Source organism: Allobosea eneae (assembly GCF_042657265.1).
GTDB classification, from domain to species: Bacteria; Pseudomonadota; Alphaproteobacteria; order Rhizobiales; family Beijerinckiaceae; genus Allobosea; species Allobosea eneae.
Window position 1 is genome coordinate 81,201 of record NZ_JBHSLW010000026.1, and the last position, 20,154, is coordinate 101,354.

At 69.8% G+C, this 20,154-nt stretch carries 11 protein-coding genes; 2 read left to right on the top strand and 9 right to left on the bottom strand.

Going from position 1 to position 20,154, the window contains the following annotated elements:
- Positions 1–37 precede the first annotated feature (37 nt).
- The 6 genes from ACFPOB_RS16555 to ACFPOB_RS16580 all read right to left on the bottom strand — a co-directional run bounded on the left by ACFPOB_RS16555 (position 38) and on the right by ACFPOB_RS16580 (position 14,695).
- On the bottom strand, positions 38–1,201 hold the full coding sequence (locus ACFPOB_RS16555; protein ID WP_377799511.1) for a helix-turn-helix transcriptional regulator: 1,164 nt from the start codon (positions 1,199–1,201) through the stop codon (positions 38–40).
- A gap of 156 nt (positions 1,202–1,357) precedes the next feature.
- Positions 1,358–4,393 (bottom strand): hypothetical protein, encoded by a 3,036-nt coding sequence (locus ACFPOB_RS16560; protein ID WP_377799512.1) that lies wholly within the window; start codon positions 4,391–4,393, stop codon positions 1,358–1,360.
- Positions 4,390–7,047: a penicillin-binding transpeptidase domain-containing protein gene (locus tag ACFPOB_RS16565; protein ID WP_377799513.1), complete on the bottom strand. Its 2,658-nt coding sequence runs from the start codon at positions 7,045–7,047 to the stop codon at positions 4,390–4,392. Before ACFPOB_RS16565 ends, ACFPOB_RS16560 begins: the two co-directional genes overlap by 4 nt.
- Positions 7,044–8,531, bottom strand: a complete 1,488-nt coding sequence (locus ACFPOB_RS16570) for a hypothetical protein (RefSeq protein ID WP_377799514.1) — start codon at positions 8,529–8,531, stop codon at positions 7,044–7,046. The genes ACFPOB_RS16565 and ACFPOB_RS16570 overlap by 4 nt, the downstream gene beginning before the upstream one ends.
- A gap of 240 nt (positions 8,532–8,771) precedes the next feature.
- Entirely contained in the window at positions 8,772–12,311 is a 3,540-nt protein-coding gene (locus ACFPOB_RS16575; RefSeq protein ID WP_377799515.1) for a hypothetical protein, read from the bottom strand.
- Positions 12,308–14,695: a hypothetical protein gene (locus ACFPOB_RS16580; protein ID WP_377799516.1), complete on the bottom strand. Its 2,388-nt coding sequence runs from the start codon at positions 14,693–14,695 to the stop codon at positions 12,308–12,310. Before ACFPOB_RS16580 ends, ACFPOB_RS16575 begins: the two co-directional genes overlap by 4 nt.
- A gap of 203 nt (positions 14,696–14,898) precedes the next feature.
- Between ACFPOB_RS16580 and ACFPOB_RS16585 the strand changes: the two genes are divergently transcribed.
- Positions 14,899–15,471, top strand: a complete 573-nt coding sequence (locus tag ACFPOB_RS16585) for a hypothetical protein (RefSeq protein WP_377799517.1) — start codon at positions 14,899–14,901, stop codon at positions 15,469–15,471.
- Between the two features lie 17 nt (positions 15,472–15,488).
- On the opposite strand, the gene ACFPOB_RS16590 is transcribed toward ACFPOB_RS16585, so the two are convergent.
- From ACFPOB_RS16590 to ACFPOB_RS16600, 3 genes are all read right to left on the bottom strand, one after another.
- Positions 15,489–17,324, bottom strand: a complete 1,836-nt coding sequence (locus ACFPOB_RS16590) for a hypothetical protein (protein ID WP_377799518.1) — start codon at positions 17,322–17,324, stop codon at positions 15,489–15,491.
- 68 nt (positions 17,325–17,392) lie between these two features.
- A complete protein-coding gene (locus ACFPOB_RS16595; RefSeq protein WP_377799519.1) occupies positions 17,393–17,848 on the bottom strand; it encodes a glycine zipper domain-containing protein in 456 nt (151 codons plus the stop codon).
- Between the two features lie 365 nt (positions 17,849–18,213).
- Positions 18,214–19,638, bottom strand: coding sequence for a cytochrome P450 (locus ACFPOB_RS16600; RefSeq protein ID WP_377799520.1), 1,425 nt, complete (start codon positions 19,636–19,638; stop codon positions 18,214–18,216).
- Between the two features lie 213 nt (positions 19,639–19,851).
- Here ACFPOB_RS16600 and ACFPOB_RS16605 point away from each other — a divergent pair, with 213 nt between their 5' ends.
- The gene (locus ACFPOB_RS16605; protein WP_377799521.1) at positions 19,852–20,133 is read left to right on the top strand and encodes a hypothetical protein; all 282 of its coding nucleotides are present in this window, start codon (positions 19,852–19,854) and stop codon (positions 20,131–20,133) included.
- The last annotated feature ends 21 nt before the right edge of the window (positions 20,134–20,154 follow it).

Consider the following 20,154-nt stretch of genomic DNA (forward strand, 5'->3'; position numbering starts at 1 on the left):
CGCCGCCGAAGGCAGGCACGGCCATGCGCATTTCGGCTCAGCCGCGCGGGCCGGTCGTGTCGAGTACCAGCGCCAGCAATTCGCGCTGCCTGTGAGTATCGGTCTTCGCGAAGGCCGATTTGAGATGGACGCGCGCCGTCTCGTAAGCCATTCCCAGGCGCAGGGCGATCTCGGCGACAGTGCCGCCGTCGCGCAAGGCGAGCGCGATGCGCGCCTCCTGCAGGCTCAGGTCGAAACGCTGCCTGAGCGCGTCGAGTTCGACGCTGGCATCGACCAGTTCCCGCCGCACGATCACAAGTGCGATCGTGCCGGGGATGAAAAGGCCGGCCGCTCCGGCGAAGGCGTATTCACGCAGATTCTGCGTGACCGGCAGCACGGACAGGGAAAACCGTTCCGGCCCCTGCCGGAAAGAGACGTCGTGACGGCCGATCGAGCCGGGCCGCCGTGAGCAGACGGCCGCCACCGCGAGGGCGAGTTTCGCCTGCGCCTCGGCATCGCCGAGGACCAGCCTGTCGCCGGCGGCGAGGCGAAGGGAGCGGTCGCTTTCGTTAAGGTCCTGCGCGGCGGCGTTGAGGTCGAGGATGCGGCAATCGCCGTCCAGCACCAAGGCCGGATCGATGAGATTGCGCATCAGCGAGACCCCGAGCATCGAGCGGTGATTGCGCAGCACGGCGCGATTGCAGTCGAGCGCGCGCCGCATCCTCGGAGCCAGGGCCTGGAGGATTGGCGCCAGCGCGTCGTGGCTCTTCTCCGCTCGCCGCTGGTCATAATGGACACAGAGCGTCGCCATCCGTGAGCGGTCCTGGACGATCTTGATGCCGCTGGCGGACTCGGCCCCACCCATCGGCTTGATCCAGTCGTTGTAGAACTCGGTGCGTTCCAGGATGCGGCGCGGCAGGACCTCGTCGGAGAGCGTGCTACGCAGGATCGGCACATCGGCCCAGGCCGGAATCCACGGATTGAGTGCGGCGTAATGGTCGAAATAGACGTCGAAATCGATATCCTCCCAGCCGACGCCGGCAAGCGGCGTGGCATAGGGGGCGGACGCGTCATAGCCCTGCATCAGGACGCGCCCGTCCGGGAGGACGTTCTGGATTCCGCGGCAGACCTCCTGCCAATGGGGCGCGATCGCGGCCGCGTCGACCAGTTCGCCGAGGCGCGATATCGCACGCTCGATGCTGTCGGAAACCTGTGCGCCCATCGTCGCCTGCCCCCCGCCCACCATCCACGATTGCAGATGCTGGGCTCCCGTCAATCAGGCTCGCCGGCTGAGGGGCCTGATTTCCGGAGCTTGCGCAGTTTGGAACAATCCCAGGCTTGGTAACTCACCCGTTCGGGTTAGCCGGAGCCCAGGCCGCTACAGCCCGCCGCGGGTCAGCCCGCGCCACAGGCCCCAGGGCGGCGGGTCGCTGGTCGGCGAGAGCTGGCGGATCGCGGCGAGCCGGCCGGCGATCAGCGCGATCGCGATCGAGGGCAGCGCCATCAGCATGTGATGCGAGGTCGCCGCGGCGATGAAGGTCATCGGCTGGCCCATCACCGGCAAGAGGCCGAGCGCATTGCCCCAGGAAATGCTCCAGTGCAGCGAGAAGATCGTGGCGATGCCGACAAGGATGATCGCCATGCCCTTGTTCGCCCCCTCCTGCGCCGAGCCCATCGCGCGCTCGCGCATCAGGCTGACCGCCAGCGCCAGCAGGCCAAAGACGGTGATCATTTGCGCTGCCAACAAGGCCAGCCCCGCCGGCAGGCCGAAGCGCACCATCAGGAAGGTGGCGATGAAGTCGTTCTGCACCACCGGCAGCCGCACGAGGTCGCTGACCGTGAAGCGGCTGACGGTCTCGTCCTGCTCCTCGCCCTTGCGTTCGGCGATCGGCGTGACGCGGGCGCCGGGCAGCATGGCGCAGAGCGAAACGGGCGAGGGCGGCAATTCGTCGAGCGCGCGGCGGACCTCGACCGGCGTCTTGTCGAGCCCGAGATCGAGCCTGGCCAGCGTGCACGGCATCTCGGCGAGCGCGACCTTGGACTGCAGCAGCTGGAAGCCGAGATCGCGATGGATCACGTCCGGGCTGCGCTCCTGCGCCGCGGTCGCGGCGCGCTTGGTGGCGTGGTCGAGGTCGTACCAGGTCAGCAAGCGCTCAGCCGGCACGCGCAGGGGGCCGCCGCGCGCCTTCTCGAGCACGTCGATGGCGGCAAGTCGCTCCTTGGGGAGGTTCCACTGGCCCGAGATCGCGTAGGTGACAAGGCCGGGGAAGACGTAGATCAGCGCCGCGTTGATGCCGAGCAGGATGACGAGCACCAGCGCCAGCACGCCGCCGCGCGGCCAGCCGAGCCGGCGCATCTTGCGCTGCGGCGCATCGGCCCGGCGCAGGAAGACCCGCATGATCTCGACCAGGCGCTTCAGCGTGCTCGGCAGCAGGAAAGCGAAGGCGAGGACGACGGCGGTGATGATGATGATCAGCGCCGGCGAATAGTCGCTCTTCAGGAACGGCACCGCGGTCAGGAACAGGATGAAGACCAGCACGGTCGCGAGGCTGACCGTCAGCCAGGAGATGTAGTGGCGCTGGTTGTAGAAGTAGTCGATGCGCGAGAAACCGAGGAAGATGTGCGCCAGCACCAGCACGAGCGCGATCTTGCCGAGCTCGACCGGCTGGAAGCCGGCGACGCCGGTCTCGGTGCCGAGCACGCCCCAGGCGACGAAGGCGGCGAGGATCAGGATCGCCGGGACGGCGCGCAGCAGCTGGTCCTTGAAGCCGACACCCATGAAGAAGGAGCGTGGCAACGCCGCGATCGAGCGCTGCGGCTGGAAGGCGATCACCACCGCGACGACCGGGATCAGGTCGAAGAACAAAAGCTTGTTCTTCTCGGCATGGATGGTGAAGTCGGTCTTCTCGGCGTCGATGCCGAGCGCCGTCAGGGTCAGGCTGCCGAGACAGCAGAGCATGACGAGGCCGAGCCAGGTCAGCCTGAGCGGCGTCGTGAAGCGCGGCCCGATCATGATCGCGATGCAGACGATCGCATAAGCGAGGATGGTGGCGTGCAGCGCCGCCTCATAGGAAATTGAGACGCCGCCCAGCCGCGACAGCTCCGGCGCCAGCACCAGCATGGTCGCCGCCCCGATGAAGGCGGTCGAGCCGAGCGCGCCGACGAGCCGGACCAGGATGGCGCTGCGCCGGAACAAAGTGGCATGGTGCATGGCCGAGAGCACGCCGAACACGGCGACCCCGAGCGTCAGCAACAATCGTACGATCCGCTCGACGCCGTTGAGCGAGGCGAGCGGGTTGCCGAGCTCGGCGGCCGACATCGGCTGGCGCGGCGGCGTCACCACTGGGCGCACGCTTTCGGTTGTTCCCGCGGCGCGCAGGATCTCGGCATCGTCGGGCGCGAAGCGGTGGGTCTTGCTCAGTGGCGTCAGCCGCAGCGGCAGGCGCCCATTCGTTTCCTGGCCGACCTCGACACTATAGCGCGTGCGGCCGATGATCATATGGCTGAGGCGCGACGGCCCGTCGGGATCGAGCTCCCAGGCGATGTCGGTAAAGTCGGTGATGCGCTGGTTGCCGCGCGCGAACACCACCGGCGGTCGCGGCGCGTCGACCGCGTCGCCCGGGGCAAGGAAATAGCCGCCGCCGCGCGCGACGATGGTCAGCGCCTTGAAGGGCAGGGCGTTGGCGGCGATGTGGACTTCCTCGCGCACCGAGCAGGTCAGGCGGCCGCCCAGCGAGACGAGCTTGTCCTCGCCGCGCTCGTCGGTGGCGATCAGGCCGGTGACGACCCCGCGGATGCGGTCGGCGCTGCTGAGCGGCTGGCAGACCGGCAGCGCATTGCCGTCGAGCCTGATCGTCGAGAGCGGGCCGGTCGAGTCGATGGTGAGCTTGCGGGCGCCTTGCTTGCCGGCCTCGGTCAGGGTCAGTGCCAGCCGCCCGGGCCGCGCCTCGTCGACCGCGATTGCGAGTGCACCTGCGGCGATGCGGTCGCCGGGCTGGAAGCGCCAGCGCGCCGAGAAGCTGCCCGAGCCGTTGGCGTAGTCCAGCCAGAGCCGGCGGGTATTGGCGACGTTGCGGATGGTGACGCGCCCGTCGGGCTGGCGGGTGAGGGCGACATGGCGCGCCTCGGCGGCGTCGAAGCGCTGCGGCTGAAGGAGCTCACGCCGGCCGATCGTCGCGGTCTCGCCGCGGGCAAGCGCAAGGTCGAGCCGCTCCAGGCTGACGACGGGGCGGGCGCTCTCGATCAGATGCGTGGCGTTGTGCCACCAGAAGCCGAGCACGGCCAGGCAGAGCGCGAGCAGCACGAGCCCGGTCACGGCCCCGCCGGCGCCGCCGATGCGGACGCGCGGCAGGCGGAACGGCCGCAGGGTCAGCCAGCGCCCCATCAACTGGCGCAGCGCGGTGGACTCGCTCACTTCTTGTCTCCGAGCGCGGCGACCTTGCCGAGCAGACCGGCCATCAGGCGTCCGCAGGCGCGCCCGCCGGTTTCCCGCGTATGCGAGACCAGGCAGGTGAAGGCGACGCGCTTGCGCCCCGCGACATTGTCCATCCAGCCGGCGAACCAGGCTGAGTTCATGCCGTCGGTGGTGTCGGCGGTGCCGGTCTTGCCGAAGATGCGCTTGCGAACCTCGGGCGGCAGCGAGGCCATCACGCCGGCGGCGGTGCCGCCGGGCGAGTTGACGACGCCATGCAGGCCGCGCTGGGCGTCGTCGAGGAAGGGTTCGGCCTGACGCGGATCCATGCCGGGGATGACCGGCTTGCCCTCGTTCGGCATCGGCGTCTCGGCGACGTCGGAGACCGGCTTCAGCACGCGCGGCAGGATGACCTTGCGGGCGCCGACCGAACCGTAGATCGAGGCCATGGCGATCGGCGTCGCGCGCACGCCCTGGCCGTAGGAATTGGTGGCGAGGTCGATGCGGCGGGCGTTGCGCTTGTCCTCGACCGCGAGGTCGAGCGCCTCGCCGGTCAGGCGCTGTGCGCCCGGCACGATGCCGCGGGTCAGGTCGACGCCCGGCTGGGCGAGCGAGCCCGGCTGGGTGATGGGATAGAGATGCTCGGTCATTTCGGCGAGGATCGTGCCGGTCCGGCCCGGCACTGTCATCGGCCGGCCGCCGACCTTACGCCCGTCCATGGTCAGCGCCATGCCGGCGAACCACAGGTTCGACGACTTGATCAGCGCCTCGCAGAAACCGATCTGCGCGCCGCGGCCGGCATCCGGGCAGCCGCTCTGCGCCGGCGCGAGGATGCCGACATTGAAGCCGGCGCCGCCATAATTGGCGATCGCGACGCCGTCGACATTGAGGATGCCGCCGCCCGGGATGCCGAAGACCTGCGCCTGCTGCCCCGGCGGCATCCGGCCCATGATCATGTCTGCGAAACGGGGCTGCTCGCGGATGCCGAGGATGCTGGCGAGGCCCGTGACCAGCTTGAAGGTCGAACCCGGCATGGTGTGGACGTCGCCGGCGCGCCAGCCATGGCCGGCTAGCGGGGAATCGCTGTCGCGCCCGGTCGATAGGGCCTGGATGTCCCAGCTGTGCATGCCGGGCACGAAATCGGGCCAGCTCGCCAGGCCGAGCAGCGCGCCGGGTTCGTCGCCGGCATCCATCAGCAGCACGACGGCGCGGCCGTCGCCCTGATCCGGCGGCTCCTGCTCGGGGGCGAGATTGACCGGCAGCGGGCCGGGCTTGCGCGGACGCTTCCCACGGCCGAGGCGCTCGCCCATATGCTCGTAGACGGCGTCCTGCACCAGCTTCTGCAGGCGCGGCTCGATGGTCAGCGTCAGGTTCTCGCGGGTGCGGGCCCGGCCGAGCGCGGCCGAGAGCGAGCCGACATCGCCGGCGCCGTAGCCGATCATCGCGGTCAGGCCGAGCTCGTCGACGATCGGCAGCGGCACGCCGTTATTGTCGAGCGCCGGCGTGCCGTCGGCGAAGTAAAGCGCCCGGGCCGCGCCGCTGCGGCGCTGCGTGACCGCGCCGCGCCAGCCGAGTTCGCAGACCAGCTTGGTCTTGGCCCGCTCGCAATCGGCCTCGATATGCGAGGAGCGCCAGAGCTTGACCTTGCCGTCCTCGCTCTGCACGCCCGGCCCGCCGAGGATCTCGCGGGCGCGCGGCGGCACGGCCCGGACCGGCTGGCCCTCGAAGCCGATCTCGACATCGCGGCGGCGGGCGCCGGTGATGGTGAAGCGCCAGCCATGCGGCAGGCCCTGCTGGGCCTCCTCCGCGCAGGTCGCGAATTCGTCGCTGTCGGAGCAGACGCGCTCGGCCGCGATCGCGAGCCCGGCGATGCGCACGGTCTGCTCGTCGCGCTTGGGGTCGAGATTGACGCGCTCATTGCCGACGACGATGCGGGCCGGCTCCAGGATCATGTCGACGGTGACGCGGCGATTGCCGGGCGGCAGCCGCGTCGAGAGCACGAGCCGGTCGTCAGGCGCACGCAAGGGGCCGAACAGCGCCCAATCGGAGAGCTGGTTGCCCCGGCGCTTGGCGAAATCGGCGAAGTCGCGCGGCGGCGGCACCGCATTGGGCATCACGTTGAGCGGCGCGGCGAGGTCGGTGGTCTGGGCGACGCGCGCAGTCCAGCTCGACGGGCGGCAGCCGGCCGGGACGACCGGCAGCGTCAGCGGCGTGCCGTCAGCGCAACGCCGGTCGGGCGCCCGGTCGTCGCGCGCGCCGGCGATCAGGAAGGAGTTGTTCCAGGCCAGCATTTCCGAGCGGATCTGCGCGCCGGCCGGCAGGTTGCAGAGCCGGTCGAGCAAAGTGCGCGAGAACTCCTTGGTGCCTTGCGGCGTCGGCACGGTCAGCGACGGGTCGTAGAGCGCTTCGCAGGGCTGCGAGCGGATGACCGGGCCGGCGGCATCGAGCCAGATCAGCCCGGTCGCGACGCCCTGCTGGAACAGGTCCTCGTTCGAGCGGCTGGTCTCGGTGAAATCGGGCTGCTTGATCCACGCGCGGCTGGCGGCGAGCTCGCCGATCAATCCGCCCGAGAGCCAGAGGAAGCCGGCAATGGTAACCGCGCCGACCGCGACGGTGGTGACGCTGCGCTTCAGGCCGCGAAAGAGCGGATGGCTCATGGCGTCGCCTCCCGGAGCTCGACCACCAGCGGCCCGAGTACGAAGGGGCCGTTCGGCGGGATGATTGAGGTCCCGGCTGCCTGCGGCTTGCGTCCGCCGAGGAGCCAGATGTCACCGGCCGATTGCACGGCGACGCCGCCGGGCGCTGCCGCGATGAAGCCGACCGGGTTGTGATCATAGAGATCGTCGAGGCGCTCGACCACGCCCGAGCCGAACTGGACACGCACGGCCTCGCCCAGCCAGTCGAAAGTGCCGTAGCCGCGCGTGGACTGGTCCGGGCCGAAGGCGATCGGCGTCTGCTCGCGCGGCAGGCCGATATAGCCGAACTCGCCATCTTCCAGCATCAATAGCGATCGGCGGCGCCCGTCGAAGCTCATGCTCTCGGCGCGGAACTCACCGCCGACGCGCCTGTAGCGCAGCTCGCGCCGGTCGTAGCGTCGGGCGTCGCGGCCCTGCACGACGATGCTGTCGCGCTGCGCCAGCATGGCCGACGACATCAACCGCCCACCATGGCTGCGCTCGACCCAATAGCGCGCCATGCGCCGCCCGCCGAAATTCTCGGGGATGGCGAGGCCGACCACGGCGAGATGCGGCCCCTTCGGCGGTTGCGCCTGCAGGCGGCTTTGCCGGCGGTCGAGCGTGACGTCGACCAGCCCGAGCGTGACCCGGCCGACCTGCGGGCGCACGCCCAAAATCTCGAAGCGGGCATCGATATTGCCGCCGGGCAAAGCCAGCGTCTCGACCTGGATCGCCTGGGCCCGCGCCTCTGGCGTCTGTGGCAGGGCGGTGAGCAAAGGCAGGCCGCCGGCATCGCGGGCGGAGGCGTCGACCGGATAGCGGCCGAGGAAGAAGATGGTGCCGCCCGGCAGGTCAGGATGGACTGCCGGCGTCAGCATCTCGCTGCGCGAGAAGGCAAAGCGCGCCTGGCCGGAATAGAGCCCGCCCGGCGTGTTGACCCCGATGATCGGCTGGCCGATCGCGGTATCCGCATCCTGCCGGATCACCACCTCACCATGCGGCAGCCGGTTGTCGGCCGGCGGGGCGTAGACGCCGTGGCCGAGATAGACCGCGACCGGCGCTGTCGCATGCAGGCTCTGCTCGACATGGACGGTGACGCCGATATCGGGGTCGATCACATCGCGGAAGCGCTGCTCGATCCGGTCGGCGAGGAAGCGGCCGAGCTCCTGCGCGCCCGGCAGCGCCTCGGCGGTCAGCACCACCAGCGAGGTGAAGGGCACGTCGATTGGCTGCGGCCCGCTGCCGCCATCGGTGAGGGCGATGCTGCGATGCCGGTCGATCAGGTCCTCCAGCGAGGCCTTGCCGTCCTTGGTCGGCTGGCCGCCGGCCGTCAGGCTGAAGACCGGCTTGCGCCAGAGATTTTCGATTCCGGGCATGGCCTCGCCCGCCTCGCCGGCGACGGCGCGCAGGCAGGTCAGCCGCCGCGGGTCGTGCATCACCAGGTCCATGAGATCGGGCAGGGCCATGGCGTCAGCTCACTCGGGCGGGGAGAAGGGTTTGCAGGGCGCAATCGCTCTTGTGCGCTCCGGAGCAATTTTCGGAACCGGACGTCATCAAATACGCGAGTCGTCCCGGGCGACCGGAGGGAGACCCGGGATCCAGTCCCGAACCCTTATCTGAGCGGTTCCGGAATGGATTCCGGATCGGCGCCGCTTCGCGGCTTGTCCGGAATGGCCTCGAATGGCGAGCGGGGCACATCTCGATTCTCAGTAAATCCGGGAGACGCGGTCGTGCTCGATCCGCCAGCAGGCTTCCCAGCCCTCATTGGCGGCGACGATCGTGACCTTGCGGCTCACCGGCGACAGCACCTCGCTGATGATCTCGCAGACGCCGAAGCCGTCGAGCCCCTCGCGATGGGCTTCAACGATCGAATCGCCTTCGAGCAGCACCATCGGGTCCTGGCCGTCGAGCAGCGGCCGCAGGCACGCCAGTGCCTTGCCTTGCGGGTCGAGCCCCGGGATGGTGCGCACGAACTGGAAGCGGCGGCCGAGATTGGCGCGTCCGCCCAAGCTCGGCGCTGTCTCGTCATGCTCGGCATGGACGCGCGCGCCGGACGCGATGTCGTAGCCGAGATAATGGATGCGTTCGGCGGCGAATTCGGTGCGCAGGCCGGTGGCGCCGAGATCGCGCATCTGCACCGCCATGGCGGCGATGCCGAGCGGGTTCTTGTACTGTACGGCGCTGCCGGCCATGTCGCCCTCGATGCCGAGGATGGCGGCGCCCGCGATCACCGCCTTCTTCATCGCAGCCGGCGAGAATGGCCGCTCGAACGGGAACGCGGCGCGGCTGGCGCCGGCTTCCGTGGCGATCGCCTCGAAGATCGGCGGCCAGAGCGCGGCGCGCCCGGTCGGCACCATGATCACGGTCGGCCGGCGCGCTGGGTTCGGGCCGGCGGCGCGGGCGAGTCGCGGCAGCAGGCCGCCGAGCACCGCGCCGATCTCCGTGAGGCGCTGCGAGGCCTCGCCGGCTCCCTTCTCCAGCGTTGCCCGCGAAACCTTCAGCACCAGCCGGCGCGTCCCGGCCTTGTCGGGCCCGTCGATCGCGAGCTGCAGGCCGGGCCGCTGCGTGACATCCGCCGATGCCGGCTCGCTCTGGGCGACGTAGAGGCCGGTTGGATCGCCGTCCGGCTTCAGCTCGGCAAGGACGATGGCGAAGGTCTCGTCGGCAGCCTCGACATCCCAGCGGTAACGCGTCGCGGCGCCTTGCGCCTTCTCGCTCAGCCGGGTGGCGAGATCTGCCTTGGCCTGCTTCACCGCGTTGCGGAGCCAGCTGCGAGCCGCGAGCGCGGCAGCGTCCTCGCGCTGGATGGCGCGGGCGAGCGAGGCTTCGGCGAAGGCCGGCTGCCAATGGGCGTCCTGCCCGTCCATCGCCCGGTCGATCAAGGTCGCGGCGATGCCGGTCAGCGCGTCGTCGATCAGGTCGCCGCCGACAGGCAGGCCGAAGGTCACGAGCGTCTGATGGCTCAGCCGGTCGCCGTCTCGACGCAAAGTGGCAAGCGCGACGTCGCTGGTGCCGCCGCCGATGTCGAGCGTGACAAGCAACGCCTCGCTTTGATCCGGGACAGCGGCGCGCACCTCCGGCAGGCTGGCGACATAGCGCGCCGCGGCGACCGCCTCGGGCACGGTGACCGCGGCATCCGGGAAGCTTGTCGCACCCGGAAAGAGCCGCTCCAGCCGCTGGGCGAAGAGTTCGAGCGCGGCACGATAGCGCGAGGCGATCTCGTCGCCGATGCCGCTCGGGCAGGAGACCAGGATGCGCGGCACCACCGGCGGCGGCGCATGGTCCTCGACGCGCAGGCGGTCTTCGCCCAGGCGCAGCACATAAAGGTCGACCAGCTCGTCGAGCACATCAGCGACCAAGGGCGCGATCTCGACCGTGTTGGTGGCGACGACGCGGTCGGTGGCGGCGTCGTAGCGGTGGACCTGATCGTTCAGCGTCAGCGAGACCGCGCCCGAGGTCAGCGCGTGCTTGAGCGAGTCGATCCGCTTGCCGCTTTCGGGCAGGCCGGGCTGCGGCGGCGGGGCCGGTGCCGAGACGTCATAGCGCCGCGCGAAGGCCTTGAGACGGCGCGCCACGCTGGCGCGGTCGGAGCCGATCAAGGCGAGGTCGGGCAGGCTGTGCGGTGCATGGTCGGCGCGCAGATTATTGCTGGAATCGAGGCCGACATGGCTCGGGATCAGCGGCGCGGCGCCGGCATCCTGCAGGGCTGCCTCGCCATGGCGCGGATCGACATGAGCGGCGAGCCAGGTGCCCAGCGCCAGCGGCTTGATCTCGGTCGCCCGGCCGGCGGCGCGCGGTGCGCCCGACCAGATCGAGGTGGCGGATGCACCAAGGTCGATGCAGATCGGCAGGCGGTGGACGCGGCGGCTGTAGCGCAACGGCAGGCTCGCCTGCGCGAAGGCCCGGCCCCCCTCGTCGCCGGCCTTGATCGCCAGCGACACGGTGATCTCGCCGCGCAGCACATTGGCGCCGCTGGTGCGCACAGCCCGCGACAAGCTCGTCGTCAAGTTCTGCATCGGCACGACGATGCGGCCGCGCCGGCCGAAATCGCCATCACGCACGATCTCGAGCGGGAACGGTGTCGGCGGCTCGGCGATCTCGCTCTCGCCCATGCGGCTGCCGACCTCGACGGTCAGCGGCGCGGTCCGGGTCAACGGCCAGCGGCGCAGATCGATCACCAGCCCGTCGCAGCGCACGATCGAGGTCTCGTCGTCTGGGTCGACCTCGGCGTTGAGACCGCTCGCGATCTCGAATTGCGCGGTGCCGCCGAGCGGGCAGGTGAAATGCTCTCCGGCGATCGTCAGCGCGACCTCGCCGCGATTCGGGCTGCGGATCGGCACCGAGCGCGATTCGAGTGCGCTCGACCAAGGCTTGGCCGGACCATCGCTGTCGTGGCCGGCGCCGTCCTGGCTGACCCAGCCGCCGAGCTTGGCGGTGAACCTGATCTGCAGTGGCGCCTTTGGATTGGCCTGGCTGGTCTCGTCGACGAAGTCGAGCAAGGCATCGCGCGTCAACGTCACATCGAGCCGCACCTCCTGGCCGGCGAGCGCCGGGGCGTCGGCGAGCCAGATCAGATGCCGACTGGTCGAGGTGCCGCTATCCGGGAAGTGCCGCAGCGAGACCGAATGATCCATCGGCGCGGCGACGCCGAGCGAGAGATGCTGCGCCTTCAGGCCGAAGCAGCTCGCCTCGATCGTCAGCCCGCGCCGACCTTCGAGCACGATGTCGCGGGGGATGTCGACCGCGATCTGGCCGACCGCGAGCTGCTTGCCGGTCTGCAGCGAATCCAGGTCGATCTCGACCGGCTCGATCCGCCATTCCGGCTGGGAGGCGCCGGCGAGCGCCGCGATCTTGATGAGGCGCCGCGGCGATGCGCGGGTGCCGCCGGCGGTCTCGACAATGGTGGAGAAGGCGATTTCGAGGCTGGCGTCGCTGTCGACATCGGCCTGGGCCCGGTGGCTCGCCACCGCGCGCATCACGGCCTCGCGCTTCAATCCTAGCACCAGCCGCTCGCCGGCGCGGATCGCGGCCTTGTCGAGCAGCGTATTGCCCTGCAGCCAGCCGATGTCGGCGCCGCTGGCGAGACCCGGCGCATGCGAGACCAGCGAGACCGTGACCGCCCTGACCATGTCCTCTGGCGCCTCGAAGGCGAGGAGGTCGATCAGCTCGCCGCTCCGGTCGAGCGCGATGGTCGCGGCAAAACTCCCGAGCCGGGTCTCGAGATTGTAGCAGGGCAGAGTGGTCATGCGTCCTGCCTCGAACCGGTGTTTGCCGTGACTTCACCGGCGAGCGCGGTGCCCCAATGATGATCGAGCCCGGTCAGCGCGGCAGCGGCGGCGAGATAGCGCGCCAGCAGGTCGCCGCTGCCGGCCCTGAGCCGGCGATAGGCGGCGCCGAAACCGGTATCGTGCGGATCAGCCAGCGCTTTTCCGGCAAAGGGCACGCTGGCGAAGGCGGCATCCGCTTCATGCAGCGCCATCTGCGCCAGAAGCAGGCGGCCATAGCTTTCGAGGGTCGCGCGCAGCGCCTGGTTCCGTTCCGTCGCGCCGCCGGCCGGGCCGAGCAATGCGTCGATCTGCGCCGAAAGTCCCGTGAGGGCTGGGGCGAGGCTTTCGATATGTGCGAGCGAACCCGCGAACGGGCGACTCCTCGCGGTGAGCCGCGCAGCGCCCTTGACGGGGTCGCCGCTGCGATGGGCCCGGGCGGCGAGGCCGGGATATCCGGCCACGCCTTCCCAATCGCGGATGAGGTCTGCGGCGGCCGCGGCCTGTTCCACCTCCCGCCGCAAGCTGGCGAAATGGCCATGCAGCAGGACGATCTCCCCGGGGGTGAGTTCGCCGAGCCGGCGCGCCAACTCATCGGTGAACGCCGCCGGCTGGCTTGCCTGCCGCGCCGCATCGCTGAGCTCGCTGCGCATGCGGGCGATCGTCTCGAGGCCGGGGGCGGGCTGCCGTTGCGGCTGCCGGCGCAGCTCGAACAACAAGGCATCGAGGGGCGAGAACCGGCGTTGGCCGCTGCGCGTGGCGGCGTCCGCCATCGCCTGCTCGACCTCGGCGGCGAGTTCCGGCTCGATCCAGCTCTGATGGGCGCTGGCGGCGACATCGTGCAGCAGGCGCATGGCGCGCCGGTCGTGCCCGGCCAGCGCCATCGCCTCGCGGGCGAGCGCCTGTGGAAGCGCCGGGTCCTCGTACCAGGCGAGAAGCCGCGCCAGCTCCGCCTCCGATCGATCCGCCCCGGGTAGGGGCAGGAGCAGCCGGACCGCGCAGGCACGGGCCGCGAGCTCTGGCTGCGCGCTCATCCGCAGCAGCATGGCGATCTGCTCGCCGAGCGCGCGTTCGCCGAGCTCGTCGATCCGGCCCGCATCGATTCCGGTGGCGGTCGCCAGGGCTTCGAGCAGGCCGGCCGAAGCCGCGGGGCCCTTGGTCGTTGAGGTCTTGGCTCGTGCATCGAGCCGAGCCAGCGGGCCGGTCGGCGCGTGAGCGGCTCGCAGAGCGAGTTCGCCCAGCAGCGTGCCGAGCCGCGCCGGTCGGCTTGCGCTCGTCGCCCGCCACAGCTCTTCGGCCCGGCGCCCGGCGGCGAGCGACAGATCGTCGTGCAGCGGCGCGGCTGTGCCGGGCGCCGCCGCCACGAGAGCATTGCCACCGGCCTGGCCGATAGTCAGCCCCGTCGCGGCAGACGCGCTGTAGCGCGCGCCATGCGGGGTCGCCGCGAAGGCGCCATCCTGCCAGCGCAACGTCATTGGGCTGCCGCTGACTGCCTCGCCGTCGCCGTTCCAGACGAGCTGGCGGCGCGGCTCGGCGAAGACGATGATGTCGTCCTCCTCGATCCAGTCGGGAAGCGAGAGCAGACCATCTTTGGCCTCGGCGCGCGGCCGCAGCAGGCGAAAGCCGCGGCGCAGCGCGGCGACGCGGCCAAGGCCCGTCGCATCGACGTCGCGCTCGTCAGCCGGTGCCGCGGCCAAGGTGTCGAACTCGGCCTCGATGGCGAGCCGCAGGTCCTGGTCGATCTGCGACAGTGCCTGCCTGGCCTCGCGCATCGCCGCCGGCAGATGCGCCACCAGCAGCCCTTCGGCGATCGTCTCGCTGCCATCGCCGGTGAAAGCGAGCGTCAGCCCGCCGGCCTCGCGACGGCGCGCCGTCAGCACGGTCGTCGCGGCGCGTTCGTCCTCCGGATGCAGGAACGGGCCGACCAGCAGCCGATAGCCCTCGCTCTCCGAGCCGCTGGCGCGGTTCAACCCGGAGGCCATGGGCGCCGCTTCCGGAGCTGAGCCGGCACCGGCCGGTCCGGTCTGGACGGTCAGTGCACCGGCGTCGTCGAGATGAGCCTGCACCAGGGCCAGGCCGCCGGCGTTCCGGTCGGCCTCGGCGAGAGAGAGCCGGTCGTCGAGCTGCACCGGGATCGTGTTCAGCCGGCCGTCGGCTTCCACCGTCACGGCGTGCACGGCCCGGCTCCCGGCAGGCAGAAGCGCGAACAGCGGCGCCGTTCCGGCGTCGGCGGCGGCGATCAGGCTGATGCGCCCGCCGGCCTCTTCCGCCGCGAGGAAGCGGACCGGTGCGCTATGCCGCCAGAGCGCGGCGATATGACCTGAGCCGTCCCAGATGACGGCGACCGGCGCCACGGAAAGAGTCACGGAAACGGGCTCCGGGGAAGACGAGCTGAGCGGAACGACGGGGACGGACCTTGCGCGATGGCCCGCCGTCTTGCAAGACAGGCCCCGGGCTCGACTTTCGTCACGCGGGCCTGATCTTGCGGCCATCTGGCCACCTCTGCGGAAACCTGCCTGCCTGGGACATGGGCTGCGGCATGGTGGCGGCTCGAATGGAGCAGAATGCAATGAGCGCAGAAACGGTTTGCTTCGCCGCCCTGCCGGCTGCTTTGCCGGCCGCGCTGGCTCAGGCGATTGCCGGCGAGGACGTTGCGCTGCGCCGGCTGGCCTTGTCCGAGGCTGCCGGGGCGGAGACGCACGAGATCGAAGCGAGCTTTATCGCGCCGCGCCTGCTGCCGCGGCTGTTCCGCGATTCCGCCCAGGTTGCCTCGCAGGCCCAGGAGGCGCTTCAGGGTGCCGGCCGGCTGATCGTCCTGCTGCCGGTGGGACGCTATGACGATGGCGTCTGGGCGCCGATCATCGAGCGGATCCTGTCGGGGCTCGAGGCTGCGGTGGCCCGCCCGCGCGAAATCATCCTCGCCTGGAGTGGGATGGAGCCTTTCCTGGCGCCATTCAGCCGCCGCGTCGAGGAGGTCTGGAGCGATCCGCGACTCGTGCCCGCCATGCTCGGCGTCCTCGAACGCTCGGCCCGTTCGCTTCCGGCCGTGCTCGACGCGGCTGCCGGGGTCCGTCGCGGCCTGGTTCGCTTCGAGCTTGCCGATGATACGGGACCTGCGCGGGTGGCGCTGGCACTGGCCTGAGCGCATCGACAGGCCGGTTACTTCCAGACCAGGGCGTTGGCGAGGTCGCGCCGGCCGCATTCGAGCGACATGGCGTTGACGGCGGCCCGATAGCCCTGCAGCGAATAGATCACATGCGCCGGCCGGCCGTCGGGCGCGGTGCCCCTGATCTCGAGCGTCGTGCCCCGGTTGTAGCCGGCGACCGCGTCCATATCGAGGATCGGCTGGCCGTTCGAGCCCTGCTTCATCGGACGAATGAAGTTGCCCGCCGCGGTCGGCGCCGCGTTGAGCCGGCGCGCCATGCCGCCGCCTTCCCGGATCACCGCCTCGAACGGCGTATTGGGCTTGTAGTAGCGCTTGTCCTCGATCAGGTGCTGGAGATCGCCGTTTCCGACCCCGGCACTGCTCGCCTGCAGCAGGATGAACGGCGCTTGCTCGCGCCAGTAGCGCGGCCCGGCTTCCTGTGCCGCGGTATAGGCAAAGCAGGTGCGCTGGCCGGTGCGCGGATCCTCAGAGACGCTGGCGTACCAGTCCTGGAAGCGGCGCAGCAACCGGCCCGGCGCTTCCGGCATCAGCATGTCGCTGGTGTTGACCGCACGTGCCCGCAGCTGGAAGTCCTGCGCGACCGGGCCGGCGCTGGCGACGCGGATCGTATACTCGCCGGGGCCAAGCTTGTAGCGCCGCAGGTTCGGCCGGCTTGGATTGGCGATGTGGATCGTCTTCATCGGCGTGTTGTTGCGCCCGAGCACGTCGACGGGGACGGCCGGGTGCGGCCCGCGCACGCTGCCGGTCGGGATGTCGACCTCGACATAGGATTCCTGCGCGACCAGGAAAGGATATTGCTGCAGGGCGCGGCCGCCTTCAATGCGGGCATTGATCCGCATCGGTGTCTGGTCGAGCCGCGGAGTCTGCGTCTCCGGGCCAAGCGCAGCCCATTGCTGCATCGTCGGCAGCTCGTCGAGCGTCACCAACCCGTCCTCGGAGACGGGAGTGGTGTTCCGGCGGTTGACGCTGACGGAGATGCGATAGCCGAGCGGGCGCGGGTCGACGGTGACCATGCCCTCCCAACGCTTGTCCTCGGCGCCGGCCGGATCATGGGCGATGACGAGCGAAACATGGCGTTCGGCCCGAATCTTGGTTTCCTTCTCCTCGGCGTTCTGCTTGCTCAGCGCGCGCCGCAGCTTGTCGGAGAAGAATTCCTGCCAGCCGGGGCTGACCGGCAGTCCGCTGAGCATCCTCACCGAGAGCGTGACCGGATTGGAGGTATCGACCGAGGCGGCCCAGACGCCGGCCGCGACCCGGTTGAAAAGCTCGTCGGTCGAGCTGTACTCCTCGCCGATGAAATCCTGCGAGACGGGGAAGGGGTCGAGGCTTGGCGAGCAGCTCTCATAGCCGTTCCAGCCATGCGCAGAAAGGTTGAAGCGCGTCGCCGCACCGACCTTGTAGCCGGAGGCTCGCACCTCGATCTGGATCTTGCTGAGCTGTTCCTTGTTGTCTCCGGCCAGCGGATTGTCGAGCACGCCGGTGTCGACGATGCCCTTGATCGGGTCGAGGTCGAGCCAGGGCGCCATGGTGATGCCGGGGATGTTCGAGAATGCAGCCCGGATCTGCTGCATGATATTATTGCCCTGGTCGGTCGTGAACGCGTCGCGCGTCACGGGACGGGAGGCGATGCCGATGGTGACCGGCAGCTTGAGCTGGGGGCATTGCTGCTGGATGCGCTGCCACAGGATCTGGGCTGCGGAGCCGAACGGGTTGTAGGGGTCGAAGCCCTGCATCATCTGCGTCTGCGCCGTCGCCTTCACCGGCGATGCCGCCGTGAGGCCGGCAACCGTCAGGCAAAGGATCCGTCTCGTCAGCGCTTTCGCAGTCATTTCGGTTCGGTACTCATGAGGTCCTCCCTCGCGGACGAGGGAGGACCGGTTCTGGTTTAACCCGCGGCTCAGATGCCGGAGGCTTCGTTCGTGGCCAGATTGACCTCGACCTGGTCGGTACCGGCGGCCTTGCCCTCGCGGGTCACGCTGCGCTCGACCACGCGGATGCGCTGGCCCTGGCTGTTGTTATAAGTGCGCACCGTGCGGGCGCGCACGACGACCGCCTGGCCGCTCGAATTGCGGAAGCTCTGGACGTTCGAGCCACCCGAGCGCGCGGCGATGTAAGCCGCCTCGCGGGCCCGCTCCCTCTCAATCGCGTCGGCGATGACGAGACCGGCGACACCGCCGATGAGGGCGCCGATCGCAGCGCCGCGCCAGCCGCCGGCCGCGCCGCCGATCAGGGCGCCGGCACCGGCGCCGAGCGCGCCACCAGCCGCGACACGCTCCTGCGACTGGGTGCAGCCGCCAAGCGCGAGCGCGCCCGCGACGAGAATGGTTCCGGCTTTCATGGTCTTGGCATGCATCACGTCACCCCAGTAAAAAGTTGCTTCCAAAATGGATGGTGCCAACAATCTGGTAGCCCTTGCAGCCGGCAGAGCCAGTTTCGCAGAAGCGGGCGGGACCATACGGCACCACACCTGGCATCTGTTCCATATTGGCCTTTTTTGGGCAAGGGCCGCCGCAGTTTGTCACGATTTTGCCAAGTTTTAAATTGTTCGCGTGCAGGCGACGGCCCGTCGAGCCAAGAATGACAGGGCCTTGCGGAGTTTCGCCTGAAGGCTGTTCGGCCGCATCGAGCGCCGCTGGCGCGACATCTTTAAAAACACCGAGTTCATCTTTAACGCTTTTCCGGCAGCTGTGGTTAATTCGCCTCGGTCGGCGGCGAGCATCATTGCACGGGGCGTCGCAACATCACTCGCATCGGCATGCCCCGGTCCGGGCGCAGCGTGATGCGCTGGACCGGCATCGGCGTTTCCTCTCCGGCATGGTCGAAGCGCAGTCGCCGCAGCAGCGCGGCCAGCACGATCACCGCTTCGACCATGGCGAATTGCTGACCGATGCAGATCCGGGGCCCGGCGCCGAAGGGCAGGTAGGCAAAGCGCGAGATGGCCTCGCGGGCTCCCGGCAGGAAGCGTTCCGGGCGGAACCGGTCCGGCGCCTGCCAGAGTGTCTCGTGCCGGTGCAAGAGATAAGGCGAGACCACCACCAGCGCGCCCTTGGGGATGAAGCATGCGCCCGTGGCATCATCGGCCAGCGCCGTGCGCAACAGCGACGGCACCGGCGGATAGAGCCGCATCGCCTCTTCGATGACGGCGCGGGTGAGCGCCAGGCGGCTCCCAGACAGGGCTGCAGCGGCGAGATCGTCGCCGGCCGCATCGATCTCGGCCTCGAGCGCCTCGCGCACGTCCGGAGCGAGCGAGATGAGATAGAGCGACCAGGTCAGGGCGTTGGCGGTGGTCTCGTGGCCCGCACCGATGAAAGTGACGATGTTGGCGCCGACCTCGGCGTCGCTGAGCCCGGTCCCGGTCTCGGGATCGCGCGCCGCGAGCAGGGCATCGAGCAGATCCGGCTTCTCCGGCCGCCGAGTTCCGCCCGCGTGCAGCGCCTGGCGCTCGGCGATGATCGCCTTGACCTGGGCCTCGAAGAAGCTGATCGCCGGCCGCGCCATCCAACGGCCGATGCGCGGCAGCCAGGACGGCGCGCCGAGCACGTCGAGCGGGTCGATGCGCCCCTGCGTCTCGAAATAGCGGGTCAATGCCTTGCCGAAGGCGTCGGCGCCGCCGGCGATCGCGTTTGAGAACATCGTCTCGGCCAGGATGTCGTAGGTGACGCGGGTCATGTCCGCCGAGATGTCGACGATGCGGCCGCCGCGCCGGCGCGCCATGCGCTCGACTGTCCGCTCCGCCGGTGCCACCATGCGCTGCGCCAGCGTCGCGACCGAGCGCGGCGTGAACAGCGGCGCCAGGGTCCGCCTTGCCCGCTTCCACGCCTCGCCCTCGGCCGTCAGCAAGCCTTCTCCGAGACCTGGGGCGAGGACAATGCGCTGGAGATCGTCCTTGCGGTAGTTCGCCGCGTTCTCGACGAGCACATGCCGGACGACCTCCGGGTCGGAGACGACGACGCCATAGCCGAACAGGCCCTCGCCGGCGACGATCGGCTCGCGGAAATGGCGCGTGCGCCAGATCGTCAGCGGATTGCGGCGCAGGCGCAGCAGCAGTTCGAGCCTGCCGAATTCATGTTCTTCCGGTACCGGTGCTGGCGGCCGACGCCGGCGAGCCTGGACCGCCGAAAGGGTCGCGTTCGCTGCGCTCATGGGATCTCTCCTTGCGGAGCCGAGGTCGGCCGTTTCGAACAGTCCGATCGGAACCGGCTCTGAGCGCGACAATGTCCTGATGGTTTTAGGCATTCCGAAGGCGCAAGCCGCGTGCCAGCTCGCTCTGCGATTGTTGCATTGCAGAGAATAATGCAGCGCAATCTTGTGCAGTGCACAATAAGTGCTATTTTAGGCGCCCAAGGAGCTATCGAGATGCCCGAGTACAAGAATCCTCCCCCACGCGTCCTGCGCCCCCGCGTCGAACTGCCGACTCTCGAGGAGGCGGTGACGGCGGCGCAGTGCATGAGCGATTCGCCGGAGCAGCAGGCCGAGCTCGCCGCCCAGCTGATGGGCGTGCCTGTCGCCGATGTCGTGCCGCTGATCCGCAAGGCCGCGCACCGCACCACCGTGATGACGCCGAACCGCTCGGTCGTCGTGGTCCGCCGTCCGACCCGCACCTTCTCGCCGCGCCTCGCCGATGCGATGCGGCGCTGAACGCCGCAGCCGATCACGCGT

Bases quoted from the DNA above. Each gene is read 5' to 3' on its own strand.
- ACFPOB_RS16565 (WP_377799513.1), bottom strand. From the start codon at position 7,047: ATGAGCCATCCGCTCTTTCGCGGCCTGAAGCGCAGCGTCACCACCGTC.
- ACFPOB_RS16605 (WP_377799521.1), top strand. From the start codon at position 19,852: ATGCCCGAGTACAAGAATCCTCCCCCACGCGTCCTGCGCCCCCGCGTC.
- ACFPOB_RS16555 (WP_377799511.1), bottom strand. From the start codon at position 1,201: ATGGGCGCACAGGTTTCCGACAGCATCGAGCGTGCGATATCGCGCCTC.
- ACFPOB_RS16585 (WP_377799517.1), top strand. From the start codon at position 14,899: ATGAGCGCAGAAACGGTTTGCTTCGCCGCCCTGCCGGCTGCTTTGCCG.
- ACFPOB_RS16590 (WP_377799518.1), bottom strand. From the start codon at position 17,324: ATGACTGCGAAAGCGCTGACGAGACGGATCCTTTGCCTGACGGTTGCC.
- ACFPOB_RS16595 (WP_377799519.1), bottom strand. From the start codon at position 17,848: ATGCATGCCAAGACCATGAAAGCCGGAACCATTCTCGTCGCGGGCGCG.
- ACFPOB_RS16570 (WP_377799514.1), bottom strand. From the start codon at position 8,531: ATGGCCCTGCCCGATCTCATGGACCTGGTGATGCACGACCCGCGGCGG.
- ACFPOB_RS16600 (WP_377799520.1), bottom strand. From the start codon at position 19,638: ATGAGCGCAGCGAACGCGACCCTTTCGGCGGTCCAGGCTCGCCGGCGT.
- ACFPOB_RS16575 (WP_377799515.1), bottom strand. From the start codon at position 12,311: ATGACCACTCTGCCCTGCTACAATCTCGAGACCCGGCTCGGGAGTTTT.